Raw genomic sequence first — 17,563 nt, forward strand, 5'->3', positions numbered from 1 at the left:
AGTTGTTTTTGGTACTGACGGGAAAGAGCCACTGACTTGTGCCAAGCGGCCGTTTGCCGCCAGTACGCAACGAGAATGGCCCGGTTACAACCTGCATCAACAGGTTGCAACCGGGCCATTACTGTATGTCTTCCGGGCTGGTACTACTCAGCGGCTAACTTACTCAGTGCCGCCCTCGGCAGTGCCGTCGCTGGGGTTCTCGCCTGATTCATCCGCATCGGACACGCCCACGGATGCACCGACCAGCTCGCCTTGTGGCTGGGGCTCTTCGAAGGCCTCACCCTTGAAGGTGAACTCGCCCAGAATGCCCTCGCCCTCCGAATCGACCAGCACACGCTGACCGTCTTCGAGCTCGCCCATGAGGATCTGCTCGGAGATGGCATCCTCGATGTCGCGCTGGATGACGCGGCGCAGCGGACGCGCGCCCAGCAGCGGGTCGAAGCCCTTCTGCGCGAGCAGGTCCTTGGCGCTGTCGGTCAGTTCGAGCGACATATGACGTTCGAAGAGACGGTCGTTGAGCTGGCTGATGTCGAGGTCGACAATCTGACGCACCTGCGGCTCGGTGAGCTGCTGGAAGACGATGATGTCGTCCAGGCGGTTGAGGAACTCGGGGCGGAACTGCTGCTTGAGCTCGCTCGTGACCTGGTCCTTCATGCGCTGATAGCTCGTTTCGGCGTCCGATCCCAAATTGAAGCCAGTGTTGGCCGCCTTGGCAATGTCGCGCGTGCCGAGGTTGGTGGTCAGGATGATGATCGTGTTCTTGAAATCGACCTTGCGCCCCTGACCGTCGGTCAAATGGCCGTCGTCCAACACCTGCAGCAGCGTGTTGAAGATGTCAGGGTGAGCCTTCTCGATCTCATCGAACAGCACGACGGAGAACGGCTTGCGGCGCACCTTCTCAGTGAGCTCGCCGCCCTCCTCGTAGCCGACATACCCCGGAGGCGCGCCGAAGAGCCGCGAGGCCGCGTACTTCTCGGAGAACTCGGACATGTCGACGCGAATCAGCGCGTCCTCATCGTCGAACAGGAACTGCGCGAGCGTCTTGGCCAGCTCGGTCTTGCCCACGCCGGTAGGGCCGGCGAAGATGAACGAGCCTGCGGGCCGCTTGGGGTCCTTGAGCCCCACGCGCGTGCGCCGAATCGAACGGGACAGCGCCGAAACGGCTTCGTCCTGCCCGATGATGCGCTTGTGCAGCTCGGACTCCATGCCCAGCAGCTTCTTGGACTCAGCCTGCGTAAGCTTGAACACCGGGATGCCCGTGCTGCTCGAAATCACCTCGGCGATCACGTCCTCGTCCACGACCATCTTGACGTCGGAGCCGCCTTCGCGCCAGGAGGATTCCTTCTCCTTGCGCTGGGCTTCCAGCTTCTCCTGGCTGTCGCGCAATTCGGCGGCCTTCTCGAAGTCCTGATCCTTGATTGCCTGATCCTTCTGCCCGGAGATCGTCGCAATCTTCGCATCGAGCTCCTTGAGCTCGGGCGGAGCGGTGAGACGCTTGATGCGCAGCCGCGCACCGGCCTCATCGATCAGATCGATGGCCTTGTCAGGCAAGTTACGATCCTGGATGTAGCGCGAGGAAAGCTCGGCTGCAGACTGCAGCGCACCGTCGGTTATCGTCACATGGTGATGATTCTCGTAGCGTTCGCGCAGGCCTTTAAGAATCTCGATGGTCTCGGCAATCGTCGGCTCATGCACCTGAATGGGCTGGAAACGGCGTTCCAAAGCGGCATCCTTCTCGATGTACTTGCGGTACTCGTCGGTTGTCGTAGCGCCGATGGTCTGCAGCTCGCCACGCGCCAGCAAGGGCTTGAGCATGTCGGAGGCACCCAGTGCGCCGTCCGCGCTGCCTGCGCCCACGATGGTGTGGATCTCATCGATGAAGAGCACGATATCGCCGCGCGTCTTGATCTCCTTGAGCACCTTTTTCAGGCGCTCCTCGAAATCGCCGCGATAGCGCGAACCGGCCACCATCGAACCCAAATCAAGCGAGTACACCTGCTTGTCCTTCAGGGTCTCAGGCACGTCTCCTGCGCTTATCTTCTGCGCGAGGCCTTCGACGACGGCGGTTTTGCCGACGCCCGGTTCGCCTATCAGCACGGGGTTGTTCTTCGTGCGGCGCGAGAGCACGACCATGACGCGCTCGATCTCGCTGGACCGCCCGATGACCGGGTCCAGCTTGCCTGCGGCGGCCTCGGCCGTGAGATTGCGGCCGAACTGGTCGAGAATCGCGGAGCCGGTCTGCCGGCCCTTGTCCTGCACGCCGCCGGCATTGGCGAGATCAGCCTTGCCGTTGGCGTCCGAGGAAGAGGAGTTGCCGCGAATCATATCGATGGTGGAGCTGCGCAGTTCGCCTAGATCCACATCCATCTTGATGAGCACCTGGGTGCCCACGCCTTCGCCTTCGCGTATCAGGCCAAGCAGGATATGCTCGGTGCCGATATAGCTGTGCCCAAGCTGCAACGCCTCGCGCAGGCTTAATTCCAGCACCTGCTTGGCATGCGGCGTAAACGGGATATGCCCGTTCGGCGCGGCATTGCCCTTGCCAATCATCTCCTCGACCTGCTTGCGGGTGTCTTCGAGGTTCACGCCCTTAGCGGCGAGCGCTTTGGCGGCGACGCCTTCGCCTTCGCGTATCAGGCCGAGCAACAGGTGCTCGGTGCCGATGTAGTTGTGCTGAAGCGCTCTGGCCTCTTCCTGCGCCAAAACGATCACACGCCTGGCACGGTCGGTAAACCGTTCGAACATGCTTGTCCTTCCACTTCTTGATAATCCACTTCACTCTACCGATTCGCGGTGACGTTTATTTCCGGGCGTTTGCGAATTGCGCTGAGAACGCAACGGCGCGTTAAGATTGAGGCATCAACCGGTATCAAGGAGGACACTATGGATGATAGGCAACAATCACAAGTTACAAGCCAAGGCGACATCGCTCTCGGAAGCACCGCAGAAACGGATATCGTCGTCGGCGTGGACGGCTCGCCCGAATCGTTCGCCGCGCTGCGCTGGGCGCTGCACGAGGCCGAACTCAGCGGACAGCATATCAATGCGGTCTTCGGATGGACGACCTCGTGGGGTATGGGCGGCGAGCCGCAAACCGATGCGGACTGGAACGCCATGCGCGATCGGATCACCGACACGCTGCGCGAATGGGTCGATAAGGCCTGCCACGGCATCGATGTCGAGCCTAGCGATATCACGCTGACGCCCGTCAGGGCCTCTGGCATGGCGGCGCTGCTGCATATCGGTTCCAAGGCACAGCAGATCGTCGTCGGTCGGCGTTCCCTGGGTCGCGTGATGCGCTGGCTCTCCCCCTCCACGTCCGCGGCTCTAGCCGAGGAATCGCATGCGCCCGTCACCATCGTGCCGAATGTGGACGCTGACGCGGACGATGTGCAGAGCAGCATCGCAAGCGCTTTGGGTTCAGCGAAATCGCCTCTCGCGCAGGAGGCGGAGACATCGGCGGATGGTCCTTTCGTGGTCGCAGTGGACGGCTCCCCCGTCTCTGAGCGGGCATTGCGTTTTGCTGCGCACACCGCGAAACTACATCACGCGCCTTTGCATGCCGTATTCTGCTGGCAGCTCAAGGAGCTGAGTCCAATCCCAGGCTACGAGAATGCAGTCGCGCCAATCTCGGCCGGCCAGGCGTATGCCGAAGACCTCATCAGGCGCATGGTCGAGGCGACAAGCGTCCCCGATGCAATCGAAATCCAGACGCACGCCTTCCATATTCCTGCGGCCAAGGGACTGATCGACATCTCGCGCTATGCCGGGCATCTCATCATGGGATCCAGAGGTCTCAACGGCCTGGACGCGCGCTTCCTCGGGTCGGTGTCCCGTCAGGTCGTGAATCTGGCCCAATGCCCCGTCACCGTGGTGCACTGAGTCGGGCACGCTGCGCCGAACTCACCGGCGCGAGACTTCGCCTGTTCAGGCCTCTTCGGGGGTCTGGACAGGCGAAGTCGTTTCTTGGGAGGCATCGGTCTCAGTAGTAGCCTCAGCAGTGGTCTCAGCCGTATCTGCGTTGTCAGACGAGGCTGATTCCGGCTGCGGTTCCTGCTGCGCATCTGCGGCATCTGCAACCGCTGTATTCTCTACCGCAGTGCTCTCTACCACCGTAGTTTGCGCCGGTTCCTGGGACTCAACGGCAGACGTTTCCCCGGCTCGCGCATCAGTATCAGTGACAGCTTTATCTGCATTATCCGCAGCCGTGGTATCCGCAGCAGCGTGACTCTCCGTGCCATTCGCTGCATTCTGGGCGTCATCTGCCGCAGGCTCCATGTCATCGGTATCGGCGAGCTGTTCCATCAGCTCGACCTCGCTGCGCTCCTCGCGCGGCGCTTGCGCGACCACATCGATATGCAGATCGTCGAACGCCGGATCGGACTGCACCCAGAGGTGAGCGGTCTGCGGCGGCTCGATCTCCGAATGCTCCCCGCAGCCGTGGTCGATTGAGACGACACGGCCATCGTCAGGACTCCACTTGTTCGCACACACGCCGAACAGCACGTTGAGATCACCCTTGAGCGGGATGAAGAAGCCGCAGGTCGAGCAGACCTTGCCATCGGCGGTTTTGGTCGACAGCGACTTCGGACCACGCGGGCCTTCATACCAGCGCTTCGCGGTCTGCGAACGCCCCAGCAGGCTCAGCACATGGCGGCGGGACAGGTCGAATTCCTCGACTATCTCATCCGCATCCGACTGCGCGGTGACCGATTCGCCCGGCTCGTCTGATTTATCCGACTCACCTGATTCGCCCGGCTCGCCGCTGGAAACAGTATCTGAATCTGACGCGGTCTCGAAATCTTCGGCAGCCTTGGTCTTGCGGAATCCGTCTTCCAAGCGCTCATCATCCGGATCGGTGCCAATCGAGTCGGTGACCGAAAGATCGGCGGCCGTCAGCCGGTCTTTCCACGGCACCCATGCCGGCGGGCGCAGCGCCGCGTCCGTGGGAATCATTGTGGCCTCGTTGACCGTCCACCGGTCGAGTTCAGCGTCGTGGTAGAGCGCGACCGACCACTGCCATCCCTCGTAGCCGCGGTTGAGCGCCACGAAGCGGAAATCGGTGACGTCGCCATCCACCTCGACGGCCTCGACGAAGTCGCCGACCAGCTGCGCGTCCTGGGCGGCGTCAATTGCGGCTTCGCGGGCGATGCTGCGGGGGTCTTGTGTTGTTTCAGTCATGCGTTCTCAGTCCTGCACATCGAAGTCGTCGGCCACAGCGCGCAGCAGCGTAGCCAGTTTCCTGCTATCAGTCGCCGACGGATAGCGGTGGCGGCGCAGGCCGTTGCCTGCGGAATCAAGCAGCTTGATCAGGTCCTCGACGATGGCGGCCATATCATCGGCCTTGGGCCGGGTCGCCCTGACCAGTGAAGGCGCCGGCGCGGCAAAGGTGACATTCATGGCCTGCGGCCCCTTGCGCCCATCGGCGACCGAGAATTCGACCTTGGTGCCCTTGCGCGGTGCCGCCGCATCGGCAGGCAGCGCCGCTGACGGCAGGAACACGTCCTTGCCGTCGTCACCCGTGATGAACCCGTACCCTTTGTTCGCGTCAAACCAACGCACCCGTCCGCTGGGCATATCAACACCTCACTCGTCTCATCGCTCTTGCGGGATCTTCTGCGCATCCCGCGAATCAACATACCAGTTTAGCGCAACCCCGGCCATGCCTCGCGGCTCCTGCGCTGCAGGCGCACTGCCGCTACTTGGTGGCTTTCGGCTCCTTGCTTCTTCTTGAGCGTTTCTCCGGCTTCGGCTTTCCCTTCGTCTTGGCCCCTGCGTCTTCCCGCCCAGCAGCCTGCTCAGGGTTGACATGATTGGCGCCAGTGGGGAGCACGACGGTGAGCGTCAGGCCGCCGCCTTGAGACGTGGAGGCGCAGATGAAGCCGTGATGCGCCTTGACGACGGACTGCGCAATCGACATGCCCAGTCCCGTGCCGCCCTTCTGCCGGGCACGCGACGGGTCGGCGGTGTAGAAGCGCTCGAATATCTGGGATTGCGAGGATTCAGGGACGCCCGGCCCGTGATCGATGAAACGCACCACGGCATAATCCATGCCATTGCGCAGCGACTGCCCCACTTCTGCGGCCTCGATGAAGCGCCGCAGGGACGTCGCATCGGATGTCATGGAGGAGAGCCGGCCAAGCTCGATGGAGGCCGGGAGCACGCCCAAGGCCACTTCGACCGGCGAATCGGCAGGGGTGTAGCGATGAATATTGCCGACGATATTGGTGATCACCTGACGCAGCCGCGAACCGTCGCCTTTCAGCGTCACCTGCGGCATGTCGTCCTGCTCGAAGCGCAGGTAGGCCCCACCCGGCCCGCTGTCCAGCCGCACGATGCCGCGGGTGATGCCGCGATCGGGATCCAGCGCATGCAGGTCGTCAGCTGCGTCGGCCAGCAGGCTGGTCAGCTGCACCCGCTGGGTGATGTCGATGCCGCGCCCCTCGTCAAGCCTCGCCAGCGAGAGCAGATCCTCGACGAGCAGGGTCATCCGCGAGCTTGAGGCTTCGATATGGGCTATGGATTCGTCGGCGCGCTCCAACGCCCCCGGCGTGTCGCGCTGCATCGAGTACAGCTCGGAGTAGCCGTGTATCGTCGCCAGCGGCGTGCGCAGCTCATGACTGGCATCGGAGACGAAGCGCTTCATCTTCTCCGTGGTCTCCTCCTGCTCACGGAAGCTGCGCTCGATGCGCGCCAGCATGATGTTCAGCGACGCGGCGAGCGAACCGACCTCGGTGTTCTCCGGTGCCGAGGGGACGCGCTGGCTCAAGTCCCCGGCGGCGATTTTCGCAGCGGTCTTCTCGATGCGCTTCAAAGGATTGAGCGTCTGCTGAATCAGCAGGGAGGCAATCACACCGCCAAGCAGCACGATGATGATGCTCACCAGCATGCAGTAGCGCGTCAGTCGGTTGACCGTATCGATCTGATCGCTTAAGGACAGCCCGATGTAGACGACGCCGCCCACATTGGTGGTGTTGTCGTCCACTTTGGCGACCCAACGCAGCGCCAGCACGCGCCACGGGGCCTGCGCCGCCACCATGGTGCTGCGCGAGGTCTGCGGACCGCCCATTCTCACCACCGCCGGCGCGGTGAAGGGCTTGTTGAGCTCCACGCTGCCCATCGAGCCGTCAGGCGGCAGCGTGGGCACCGAGACGACGCCTTCCTTGAGCGTGGGCACCAGCGCGTCGCCGACCACCGCGTTATGGGTGTCGCGTATCTGCAGGAAGTAATCGGTCGGCCCGGCTGCTACCTGATTCGTGTCCTTGTGACGCAGCAGATCGACGTTGTTGTAGACCAGTTCGGCCTGCTGGCTCAGCTGCGTATCGGTTTTGTCCAGCAGGTATTTGCTCACCAGCTGCCGAATCGACAGGGAGATGCCCACTGTGCCGACGAGCAGCAGCACCAGCATGCAGGCCAGCAGCTTGGTGCTCAGCGGCACAGCGTCGAGACGCCGACGAGCCGTCGAACGAAACCAGTCGAACATATGAGAATCGACCGGCGCGCCGCCCTCGGCCGTCATCAGGCGGCCTGACTCGTCTTCGGCTCACGAATCATGTAGCCGATGCCGCGCTTGGTTTCGATAAGCGGCACCACCTTGCGTTTGCCGCCCTGGCCGTCATCGACCTCGAGCCCGTCGACCTTCTTGCGCAGATAGGAGATGTAGGACTCCACAATGGCCGCGTCGCCGCCCCAGTCGTATTGCCAGACGTGATCGAGGATCTGCGCCTTGGACAGCACGCGCCCCTCATTGTCCATGAGATAGCGCAGCAGCTTGTATTCGGTCGGGCTCAAGTCGATACTCTGTCCGGCGCGCGACACATCGTGTGAGTCCTCGTTGATCTCAAGATCGGCGACCCGGATGATGAGGTCGTCTTCGATTTCGTCACGGGTGCGGCGCAGTATGGCGCGGATGCGCGCCACGACCTCCTCAAGACTGAAAGGCTTGGTAACGTAGTCGTCGCCGCCCACTGTCAGCCCCATGACCTTGTCCTGCGTATCGTCACGGGCCGTGAGGAACAGCACCGGGGCGGTGATGCCCTCCTGCCGGATGCGACGGGTCACGGTAAAGCCGTCGATATCAGGCAGCATGACATCCAGAACGATCAGGTCAGGCATGGTTTTCTCGATGACCTCGATGGCAGCCGAACCGGATGCGGCCGTCTCGACCTCGAAACCTGAGAAATGCAAAGAGGCGACAAGCAGCTCCCTGATGGAGGGCTCATCGTCCACGACAACGATCGATGCTTCTATGGAATTGCTCATACCGTTCAGCTTTGCTCGTAGTGCTGGGGGTTTCCTGAATGCCCGCTGAATCTTGCGGCACAACACCGTTGGGAGATGCTGGACAGCTAGGAGATGCTGCGTGGTTAGAAGACACCGTGAGTTAGGGGATGTTGTGCAGTTAAGAGATGCCGCGCAGTTATAGAGACACCGTGCAGCTGGTCATCACCGCCGATGCCGTCCGCTCCGCCGCTTCGGTGCATCTGATTGCGTAGCGGGCTCCGCAGCGGTGTCCCCTGCATCGCTAGGTATCGTAACGTCTGGCTCGGCCTCATCAGGCACAGCGGTGTCAGGCACCGCAGTGTCGCCCGCCGCGTCCGCTGACGCCGATTCGCCGGCCGCCGCAGCACGCCGACGACGCAGCACAATCGCTGCGACGACCACTGCCAGCAGCACTACGGGAATGGCGACCATCAAGCCCACGCCGATGCGGGACGCCCCGCTGGACGTCGAGGTTTTGCTGAGCGTATCGAGCTCGTTCATCATCGCGATGGCAGAGCCGGACCAATCCGGCGTGTCCTTGGCAGTCAGCGGTTCAAGAGCCGCCTGCGAAAGCGCATCTGCCGTCTTCTTGCTGCTGAGCCATTCGTCGGATTTCGGCGAGACCACAACCACGAGATTGCCGTCTCCCGATGCAACGGCAAGCATAACCGTATTGGGCGCAGGCTTGGTCGATTCCAGTACGTCCGAAGCCCATTTATCCGGCTTCGCGTTGTTGCCGAAAGACTCGATGTACAGCAATTTGACAGTGACGCCCGACACGCTCTTCGTCTTGTTGATGGCGTCGGTGACTGCGGCGACATTGTCTCCGAGCAGATTCTGCGTATCGGTGATGTTGTCGGTGGCGGTTATCTGAGGCGGCGTGCCCTGGCCGCTATCGGCGAAGGCAGTTCCGACCGGCATGACGCATAGCAGCAGCACGGCAAGCAGGAGCAACGCCGCAGCACTGAATGTGGACGGTTTCTTAAGACGTCCGGCCATCTGCCGCCCAGCAATCCGCAACCCAATGATTCGCAACCCAGCGATTCGTTGCCGAACCGCACGGCTTTTGGCGTCGAATGGCCGCGACACGCCGAAGCATGCCAAAATCGGCAAGCGTTCGACCACATCACCCGTTTTTCCGTACCTGTTCTTCGTCATTCGCATAGCTTCTAGAGTAGCGGCCGGGTTCCACCAGCCCGACCGCCAGACAATATATCAACCCAAGCAAAGGAGCCATCATGGCACAGTATCAAGTCGACTCGGAAGAGATCCAATCCTCAAGCGCGGCGGTGTCCGCATCCGTCGCATCGATCAGGGAGGCAGTGGCGGGCATGTATGCCAATCTCGCCGCGCTGCAGGGCGTGTGGAAAGGCGCGGCGTCAACGCAGTTCTCCGCCGTGGCCGAGCAGTGGCGCGCATCCCAGCAGCAGATGGAGGCCTCGCTCGAATCCATCCAGAACGCGCTGACGCAGGCTTCGGGAGTGTACGCGGACGCCGAAGCCCAGGCATCGCATCTGTTCGCCTACTGATGAATATGATCCTGCGCATGTGACCGCGCATAACAGCATATGACCGCATATGACGAGGTCCCGACCCTTTCGGATCGGGACCTCGCATGCGCCGTTTGTTGCAACGGCTTGCCATTCATCGGCTCAGGCCTATGGATTGCGCCTGAGTCGGCTCGGCTCGCTAGCCTGGGCTTTAGTAGCCCATGTCAGCACCCGGAGCCGGTGCCGCAGCCGGCGGCTCCGGCTTGTTGGCAACCACGGCTTCAGTCGTCAGGAACAGGCCGGCGATGGACGCCGCGTTCTGCAGCGCGGAGCGAGTCACCTTCACCGGGTCGGCGACGCCTGCGGCAAGCAGGTTCTCGTAGTCGTTCGTTGCGGCATTGAAGCCTTCGCCTTCGGGCAGCTCGCGCACCTTGTTAAGTACCACGTCGCCGGAGACGCCGGAGTTCTCGGCGATCTGCTTGATCGGGGCCTCGACGGCGCGGAACACGATGGCAGCGCCCGTGGCCTCCTCGTCGGTCAGCGAGGTGATATCAGCGGATTCCTCAGCCTTCTTGGCAGCCTGAACCAGCGCCACGCCGCCTCCTGGCAGCAGGCCCTCTTCGATGGCGGCCTTGGCGTTACGCACAGCATCCTCGATGCGGTGCTTGCGCTCCTTGGCCTCGACCTCGGTGGCCGCGCCGACCTTGATGACTGCCACGCCGCCGGCCAGCTTGGCCAGACGCTCCTGCAGCTTCTCACGGTCGTAGTCGGAATCGGTGTTCTCGATCTCGCCGCGAATCTGGGAGACGCGAGCATCGACCTCGTCCTTGGAGCCGCCGCCGGAGACGATGGTGGTCTCGTCCTTGGAGACGATGACCTTCTTGGCGGTGCCGAGCACGGAGACGTCGATGGACTCGAGCTTCAGGCCCAGCTCATCGGACACGACCTGCGCGCCGGTCAGGATGGCCATATCCTGCAGCATCGCCTTGCGGCGGTCGCCGAAGCCCGGGGCCTTGACGGCGCAGGAGTTGAAGGTGCCACGGATCTTGTTGAGAATCAGGGTCGGCAGCGCTTCGCCGTCGACATCCTCGGCGATGATCAGCAGCGGCTTGCCGGTCTTCATGACCAGCTCGGCGATGTGCACGACATCCTGCTGGCTCGAAAGCTTGCCAGAGGTGAGCAGAATATAAGGCTCCTCAAGCACGGCGGTCTGCTCGTCGGCGTTCGTGACGAAGTAGGGGGCGATGTAGCCCTTGTCGAAACGCATGCCCTCGGTGAACTCGAGGTCCAGGCCGAAGCGGTTGTTGTCTTCGACGGTGACCACGCCATCCTCGCCGACCTTGTCGAGCGCTTCGGCGATCTGCTCGCCGACTTCCGGATCAGAGGCGGAGATCGTTGCGGTGGCGGCAATCTGCTCCTTGGTCTCGACTTCCTTCGCGGAAGCAATCAGCTCCTTGACGATGGTGTCGGACGCCTTTTCGATGCCCCGGCGCAGTGCGATCGGGTTCGAGCCGGCAACCACGTTCTTCAGGCCCTCATGCACGAGAGACTGCGCGAGCACAGTTGCGGTCGTCGTGCCGTCGCCAGCCACGTCGTCGGTCTTCTTGGCGACTTCCTTGACCAGTTCGGCACCGATGCGCTCGTACGGATCCTCAAGCTCGATCTCCTTGGCGATCGACACGCCATCATTCGTGATGGTCGGCGCGCCGTAGCTCTTGTCGAGCACCACATTGCGGCCCTTAGGTCCAAGAGTCACCTTGACGGTATCGGCGAGCTTATCGAGGCCCGCGAGCATACCCTGACGAGCTTCCTCGTCATATGCAATAATTTTTGCCATTGTTCCTCCACATATGGCTACATGGGACATTTCCACACCGAACCCAGAAGCAATGACCAGCCGTCAGCTGCCGATTATCACTCTCAGGCTCCGAGTGCTAATTGGGAGATTAGCACTCAGCCCCGTCGAGTGCCAACACGAGTCTGCCGATTGCGCTGTTGGCAAGAAAATCGCACGCCTCCCGCGCACGGCGCCGCCCGGGCATCAGTGCCCTGCTGCCCGATAACCCGGCTCAAAAGTTCCTCTAACCCTCATAACCCCACAGCCCGCAGCACAACGCAAAGGACCCCGACCACATCGGTCGGGGTCCTCACAGATATTTGGTATCGATTCCGTTACACCTCAGCGCTACTGAACGACAGTATTGCCAGACGGCACAGACGCAATCGTCAAATCAGAGCTTCACCACGCTCGTGGCCTGCAGACCCTTGGGGCCCTGCTCGGATTCGAATTCAACCTTGTCTCCGTCATCGAGCTTCTTGAAGCCGTTGCTCTGGATAGCGGAATAGTGCACGAACACGTCCTCGCTCCCATCGTCAGGGCTGATGAAGCCGTATCCCTTGCCTGCATTGAAGAACTTAACAGTGCCTTGTGCCATAATTATCATCTCTCGTTCGAGTAGCCGCGAATACATACAGAAAACCCGATTGATTCCGGACTTTCCACCTCGCCGCTGAAAGACATTGTAACGGTAGGCCCCGAGAGAAACGCCGAACGGCTCGCCGAGGGACTAACGCCGGCTCCCGTTCGATGCCGCGCGGCCCTGCGCCCGTCTAGCTCATCAGCACGACGACAACCGGCGTGCCGATCTGCGCGGACTGCTCGACGTTGGCGATGCCCAGCGTGCTGGCCACGTCCTGCGCAGTGGCCTTATCGGTTTCGTTCTGATACCACACCACCGAGGCGGCGGGAGGCTGCCCCATGGAGTACGTGCTGGCGGTCACGCTGGCGTAGCCGCTCTGCCTGAGCGTGGCGGCCTGCCGACCGGCATAGCCTGTGATGCCGGTGCCATTAAGCACCTGCACGGCAGCGGACTTGTTGACAGTTTGCTGCGGAGCCGGCTGCGAGGTCTGCGCTGGCTGCGAAGGCGAGACGCTGGGGCTTTGCGATGCCGTGGCCGGCGCGGACGTGGATGGGGCCGCCGATGACGACGACTTGGCCGGCGTGCTTGCCGACTGCGACGATGTGGCCGAAGACTGCCGAGGCATATGAATCTTGGCGATCTCGCCGGAGTAGATTCCCCACACGAGCAGCCCGGCCAGCGCGGCCAGAATAACGACTGCTACGAATGGCATCGCCCTGCGCGAGAACGACCGCTTGCCGCGATGCACGCCGACTGGGCCGGCGGGAGGCGTGTCGAACGCATCCTTCTCGTAGGAGTCCACTGCATTCTCTTTCCTGCGCGCCATGCCACGTCCCTTTCCTAAGCCATTGCTTCCTGAACCATTGCGCCGGCCATGCACCATGCCGGGTCTGCTAGTACTCACCGAGTGTAACGCGACCCGAAGGCCGAATAAACCCGGCGTAACCCGCCAAGGCGACTCACGGCCACCGCGGTGCCGGGCACGCAGCTCGGCAGGCAGCTACTACAGTGGTGGTCATGACCCATACGAATGTCAAGCCGCTGTCCGCGCTCATCGACCCGGGATGGGCGACGGCCCTCGCCGACGTCGAGCCCGAAGTCCACCGCATGGGGGATTTTCTGCGCGGCGAACTCGCCCAGGGACGGCGCTATCTCCCGGCGAGCAAAAACATCCTGCGCGCCTTCACCATCCCATTCGACAGCATCAAAGTGCTGATCGTGGGGCAGGACCCCTACCCCACCCCCGGAAATCCGGTAGGCCTGAGCTTTAGCGTGGCACCGGACGTGCGGCCGCTGCCCAAGAGCCTTATCAATATATACAAGGAGCTTGGCGACGATCTGGGCCTGCCGATGCCCGATAACGGGGATCTGACGCCGTGGACCCGCCAGGGGGTGATGCTGCTCAACCGATGCCTGACCGTGCAGGCGGGACGCCCCAACAGCCATCAGGGCAAAGGCTGGGAGAGCGTCACCGATCAGGCCATCCGGGCGCTGAACGCCAGAACGGACGATCAGGGACGTCCGCAGCCGCTTGTGGCGATTCTGTGGGGACGCAATGCGCAAAGTCTGGAACCGCTGCTCACCAACGCAGTCGTCATCAAATCTCCACATCCCAGCCCGCTGTCCGCCTCGCGCGGATTCTTCGGCTCGCGTCCCTTCTCCAAGGCCAATCAGGCGTTGGTCTCGATGGGAGCCACGGCCGTCGACTGGGCGCTGCCTTCGGCTCCCTCTCGCCCGTAACCGCTACAATGCGTGGAATGCCGTACTGCGAGAAACCGTACCCATGAGGACTGCCATGCCTGCACACTGCATTTCCATAACCTGTATTCCTCAATAATTCATTGCAACTTCAGTGCAACCAAAACTGATTGCAACCAAAACTGATGCAACCAATACCATTGCAACCAACCGTCGGATAGAGTGAAATCATGCCGTTAATCCCCTCCCCACCACATATGCCCGAACAGCCCGGCCTTGCGCAGCCCGGCCTTGCGCCAGCGCAACCAGGGCTGCCCCGCCCGCTCGCCGCCGAGGATCTGAATCGTGCACGAGTGCTGGCGGACCGGCTTCGCACACGCTTCGCCCAGACCCTCGTCGGCCAGGAGACCCTGCGCGAATCCCTGATCGTCACGCTGGCCGCCGGCGGCCATATCCTGATCGAGTCCGTGCCCGGTCTGGCCAAGACGACGGCCGCCCAGACCCTGGCCACTTCGGTGTCGGGCACGTTCAAGCGCGTCCAGTGCACGCCGGATCTCATGCCTTCCGATCTGGTCGGCACGCAGGTCTTCGACTTCTCCAAGCAGCGTTTCAGCACACAGATCGGCCCGATCCACGCCAACTTCGTGCTGCTGGACGAGATCAACCGCTCGAATGCGAAAACGCAGTCGGCCATGCTCGAAGCCATGGCCGAGGGCGCTACGACCATCGGCGGCGAACGCATCGCGCTGCCGAAGCCGTTCATGGTGATCGCCACGCAGAACCCGATCGAGGAGGAGGGCACCTTCACCCTGCCTGAGGCGCAGATGGACCGCTTCATGATGAAGGCGGTCATGACCTACCCCACGGCCGACGAGGAGGAGCGCATGCTGGATATGCTCACGCGCCGCGGCTCGGACACCATCGACCCTTCGACCCTGAATCGCGATGCGCTTTCCATCCAAGATGTGGAGTTCCTGCGCTCCTGCGCTCGCCGGGTGCATGTTTCGGACTCGATCATGCGCTATGCAGTCGATCTCGCGGCGACTTCGCGCGGCGCTGGCACGAACCCGCTGCGCGACCTGGCTGCATTGGTGCGGCTGGGTGCCAGCCCTCGCGCCTCGATCGCCCTGGTGCGTATCGGTCAGGCGAACGCGCTGTTGGCAGGGCGCGACTATGTTATCCCCGAGGACGTCAAGTCCTTCGTGCATGAGGTGCTGCGCCACCGCATCGTGCTGACCTTCGAGGCGATGGCCGACGGCGTGTCGGCCGATCAGGTCGTCGATTCGGTGCTGGAAGCGGTGCCGGTTCCATGAGTTTTGGGACACGATTCGGCACAGCACGCACTGGCAGGGGCGAGATGAGCAAGGGTTCAGCGCAGCTTGGCGGGCCACAGCTTGCGAGCGCTTCGACCCGCCGACGCATCGAGGCGCTCGCGGGCTCGCTCACGCTGCCTACGGTGCGCAGAGCGCTCGGCGTCGTGGAGGGAGAGCACACGTCGCACCGACGCTTCGGCAGCGACGATGTGATGGATATTCGCTCCTACACGATTGAGGACGAGGCGCGGCTCATCGACTGGAAGACGAGCGCTCGCGCAGGCCAGCCCATGGTCGTGCAGCGCGAGCGGCTGGTCACCTCGCGGGCGTGGCTGCTGCTCGATGTCGGGCGAGAGATGTGCGGCGCTTGCCCTTCGGGGGAAACGGCCTATCAGGTCGCCGCCAACGCCCTGTGCATGTTCGCCGGGCTGAGCCTGAAACGCTCGGACGACGTCTCTCTGGTGTTCGCCGACGCGGCGTCGATCACCCGGGTGCCCTTCCATGGAGGCTTCGCGCAGTTCGAACGCACGCTTGACGCCGCGCTCGAGCGCGACTGGCGACAGCCGCGCAATATCGACGCGCTGCTGAGCTACGCCCGGCGTATCCGGGACCGTGAGGCGCTGATCGTGCTGGCCACCGACGAGCATGCGCTGCGCGAACGCCATCTGCGCACGATTCGTTCCATCGCGCGCACGCATCCGGTGGTGCTCATCGACGTGGCGACGCTCAATCCACTCGACGCAGAAGCATGTGACCGCGTCATCGACGGGGTTTCGCGCCGTCGCGTACCGGCGTTCCTGCGCGATGTGCAGGGTGCGCAGGAGGTGACAACGCATCGCGATTTTCTGGCCGCCGCATTGGAGCACGAGCTGGCGGTCTGCGGCTCGACGCTTATACGCGCCGGTTCCAGCGAGGCGATGTTCGCGCGCTTCGTCTCCATGATCTCGTTTGCGCTGACGCGCTCGGCGGGCAGCTATCTTGCGACCGGCGCACGCAGGCCGGTGCAGGCTCAGGGGGTGCGAAAACAATGACGCTTGCTGCCTTGAATCCTCAGGATCTGCATCCCGCGCAGCAGCTGTCGGCCTACGAGCCTCTGCTGATCGTATTGGTCGCCAGCCTTGCGCTTGCGATTGTCGCCATCGCACTGGTAGTGATGCTTTCGCGTCCTCGCCGCGCCGACAAGCAGCTCAAAGCCGCTGGCGCACATAACGGAGCCAACGGCAAGAACGCGTGGCGAGCCAAAATCAACGAGGTGCTTGCACGTCATCAGCGTGGCGAGCTCACCCGCGACGAATCCTTCGATGAACTGGCCAGAATCGCACGGGACTATGCTTCCACGGCCAGCGGCTCGGATCTGAGCACGCAGACCCTGCTTGAGCTCAATCGGCGCACCTTGCCCGGTACGCAGCGCCGCGGTTTGGAGCTGCTGCGGCAGACCATAGCCGCGCTCTACCCGCCCCAGTTCGCCGACGACGCGATCAATGCGCAGGCGCGCGACACGTCGGTGGAGCAGGCCTGCGAATGGGTGTCCCGGCTTGTGGAAAGGTGGCGCTGATGCTGTCTTGGCAATGGCCGCTGGCCGCACTGGTCGCGGCGCTTCTGGCGCTGGCCGTTATCATCATCGCCATCGTCTTCGGCGCGTCGCACCGGCCTCATGATGCCGACGGGCCCCAGGTCTTCGATCTTGACGACGCGCTGAGCGGGGAGCATGCCTCGCAGCAGCTGCGTCTATGGCGCACGCTGGGGCGATTGGCCTGCGCGGCGCTGGTTGCGGCGCTGGCCGTATCGGTCGCGCTGGTGGCGCGCCCTTCGCAGGTCGATCAGGGCGAGGAACGCGCCGGCAACCGGGACATCGTGCTGTGCCTCGATGTCTCGGGTTCGACGCTGCCCTACGCCCGCGAGGTAATCGAAACCTACCTGTCGCTGGTTTCCAGCTTCCGCGGCGAACGCATCGGCCTGAGCATCTTCAATTCGACCTCCCGCACAGTCTTCCCGCTGACCGATGACTACGCTTTGGTCACCAAGCAGCTTCAGACGGCGAGCACGATTCTCAAAGGAGTCGAGACGCAAAGCGATATCGATCACATGAGCGATGCCGACTATCAGAAAATCGCAGATTGGCTTGAGGGCACGCAGAACCGCACCGACGAGACCTCGCTGATCGGCGACGGCGTCGTGAGCTGCGCCGCGATGCTTCCCGGTTTCACGTATGGCAACGCACCAACGGGCGGGTCCGCACGCACCCGCGCCTCTTCCATCGTGCTGGCCACCGATAACGTGGTATCCAGCAAGCCCACCTATACGCTCGCCGAGGCGCTTGATTTGGCTGCGAAGGCGCATATAGGCGTGGATGGCCTATATGCGGGTCCCAAGGAAAGCC

General features: G+C 62.7%; 16 protein-coding genes. 7 read left to right on the forward strand and 9 right to left on the reverse strand.

The features are described from left to right. Positions 1 to 159 precede the first annotated feature (159 nt). Positions 160 to 2,745 carry an ATP-dependent Clp protease ATP-binding subunit gene (locus LKK40_RS04360; RefSeq protein ID WP_368491402.1) on the reverse strand — a complete coding sequence of 862 codons (2,586 nt, stop codon included), beginning with the start codon at positions 2,743 to 2,745 and terminating at the stop codon, positions 160 to 162. 138 nt (positions 2,746 to 2,883) lie between these two features. Here LKK40_RS04360 and LKK40_RS04365 point away from each other — a divergent pair, with 138 nt between their 5' ends. Continuing rightward, entirely contained in the window at positions 2,884 to 3,882 is a 999-nt protein-coding gene (locus tag LKK40_RS04365) for a universal stress protein (protein ID WP_304309472.1), read from the forward strand. Between the two features lie 45 nt (positions 3,883 to 3,927). On the opposite strand, the gene LKK40_RS04370 is transcribed toward LKK40_RS04365, so the two are convergent. From LKK40_RS04370 to LKK40_RS04390, 5 genes are all read right to left on the reverse strand, one after another. Then, on the reverse strand, positions 3,928 to 5,181 hold the full coding sequence (locus LKK40_RS04370; protein WP_304309474.1) for a DUF3027 domain-containing protein: 1,254 nt from the start codon (positions 5,179 to 5,181) through the stop codon (positions 3,928 to 3,930). A 6-nt stretch (positions 5,182 to 5,187) separates the two neighbouring features. Beyond that, the gene (locus tag LKK40_RS04375; RefSeq protein ID WP_273328698.1) at positions 5,188 to 5,577 is read right to left on the reverse strand and encodes a cold-shock protein; all 390 of its coding nucleotides are present in this window, start codon (positions 5,575 to 5,577) and stop codon (positions 5,188 to 5,190) included. Between the two features lie 121 nt (positions 5,578 to 5,698). Beyond that, positions 5,699 to 7,483 carry a sensor histidine kinase gene (locus LKK40_RS04380; RefSeq protein ID WP_304309542.1) on the reverse strand — a complete coding sequence of 595 codons (1,785 nt, stop codon included), beginning with the start codon at positions 7,481 to 7,483 and terminating at the stop codon, positions 5,699 to 5,701. A gap of 35 nt (positions 7,484 to 7,518) precedes the next feature. Continuing rightward, a complete protein-coding gene (locus tag LKK40_RS04385; RefSeq protein ID WP_304309477.1) occupies positions 7,519 to 8,262 on the reverse strand; it encodes a response regulator transcription factor in 744 nt (247 codons plus the stop codon). Positions 8,263 to 8,445: 183 nt separating this feature from the next. After that, positions 8,446 to 9,261: a TPM domain-containing protein gene (locus LKK40_RS04390; protein ID WP_304309479.1), complete on the reverse strand. Its 816-nt coding sequence runs from the start codon at positions 9,259 to 9,261 to the stop codon at positions 8,446 to 8,448. Between the two features lie 239 nt (positions 9,262 to 9,500). Here LKK40_RS04390 and LKK40_RS04395 point away from each other — a divergent pair, with 239 nt between their 5' ends. Continuing rightward, positions 9,501 to 9,791 (forward strand): WXG100 family type VII secretion target, encoded by a 291-nt coding sequence (locus tag LKK40_RS04395; RefSeq protein WP_152581406.1) that lies wholly within the window; start codon positions 9,501 to 9,503, stop codon positions 9,789 to 9,791. A 172-nt stretch (positions 9,792 to 9,963) separates the two neighbouring features. Here LKK40_RS04395 and groL read toward each other — a convergent pair whose 3' ends face one another. The 3 genes from groL to LKK40_RS04410 form a co-directional block, all read right to left on the reverse strand. Beyond that, positions 9,964 to 11,589, reverse strand: a complete 1,626-nt coding sequence (gene groL / locus LKK40_RS04400) for a chaperonin GroEL (protein WP_152581405.1) — start codon at positions 11,587 to 11,589, stop codon at positions 9,964 to 9,966. A 394-nt stretch (positions 11,590 to 11,983) separates the two neighbouring features. Further along, positions 11,984 to 12,187: a cold-shock protein gene (locus tag LKK40_RS04405; protein WP_024463733.1), complete on the reverse strand. Its 204-nt coding sequence runs from the start codon at positions 12,185 to 12,187 to the stop codon at positions 11,984 to 11,986. Between the two features lie 175 nt (positions 12,188 to 12,362). Further along, positions 12,363 to 12,998, reverse strand: a complete 636-nt coding sequence (locus LKK40_RS04410) for a LytR C-terminal domain-containing protein (protein ID WP_304309485.1) — start codon at positions 12,996 to 12,998, stop codon at positions 12,363 to 12,365. A 191-nt stretch (positions 12,999 to 13,189) separates the two neighbouring features. Here LKK40_RS04410 and LKK40_RS04415 point away from each other — a divergent pair, with 191 nt between their 5' ends. The 5 genes from LKK40_RS04415 to LKK40_RS04435 form a co-directional block, all read left to right on the forward strand. Next, positions 13,190 to 13,912, forward strand: coding sequence for a uracil-DNA glycosylase (locus tag LKK40_RS04415; protein WP_304309487.1), 723 nt, complete (start codon positions 13,190 to 13,192; stop codon positions 13,910 to 13,912). A 188-nt stretch (positions 13,913 to 14,100) separates the two neighbouring features. Beyond that, a complete protein-coding gene (locus LKK40_RS04420; protein WP_304309489.1) occupies positions 14,101 to 15,183 on the forward strand; it encodes an AAA family ATPase in 1,083 nt (360 codons plus the stop codon). A 44-nt stretch (positions 15,184 to 15,227) separates the two neighbouring features. Further along, on the forward strand, positions 15,228 to 16,214 hold the full coding sequence (locus LKK40_RS04425; RefSeq protein ID WP_304309490.1) for a DUF58 domain-containing protein: 987 nt from the start codon (positions 15,228 to 15,230) through the stop codon (positions 16,212 to 16,214). After that, the gene (locus LKK40_RS04430; RefSeq protein ID WP_304309492.1) at positions 16,211 to 16,738 is read left to right on the forward strand and encodes a hypothetical protein; all 528 of its coding nucleotides are present in this window, start codon (positions 16,211 to 16,213) and stop codon (positions 16,736 to 16,738) included. Before LKK40_RS04425 ends, LKK40_RS04430 begins: the two co-directional genes overlap by 4 nt. Continuing rightward, the coding region (locus tag LKK40_RS04435) for a vWA domain-containing protein (RefSeq protein WP_304309543.1) at positions 16,735 to 17,563 on the forward strand (829 nt) is incomplete at its 3' end. The genes LKK40_RS04430 and LKK40_RS04435, both read left to right, overlap by 4 nt.

It is taken from the genome of Bifidobacterium tibiigranuli (assembly GCF_022655035.1).
In the GTDB taxonomy this organism is placed as follows: domain Bacteria; phylum Actinomycetota; class Actinomycetes; order Actinomycetales; family Bifidobacteriaceae; genus Bifidobacterium; species Bifidobacterium tibiigranuli_A.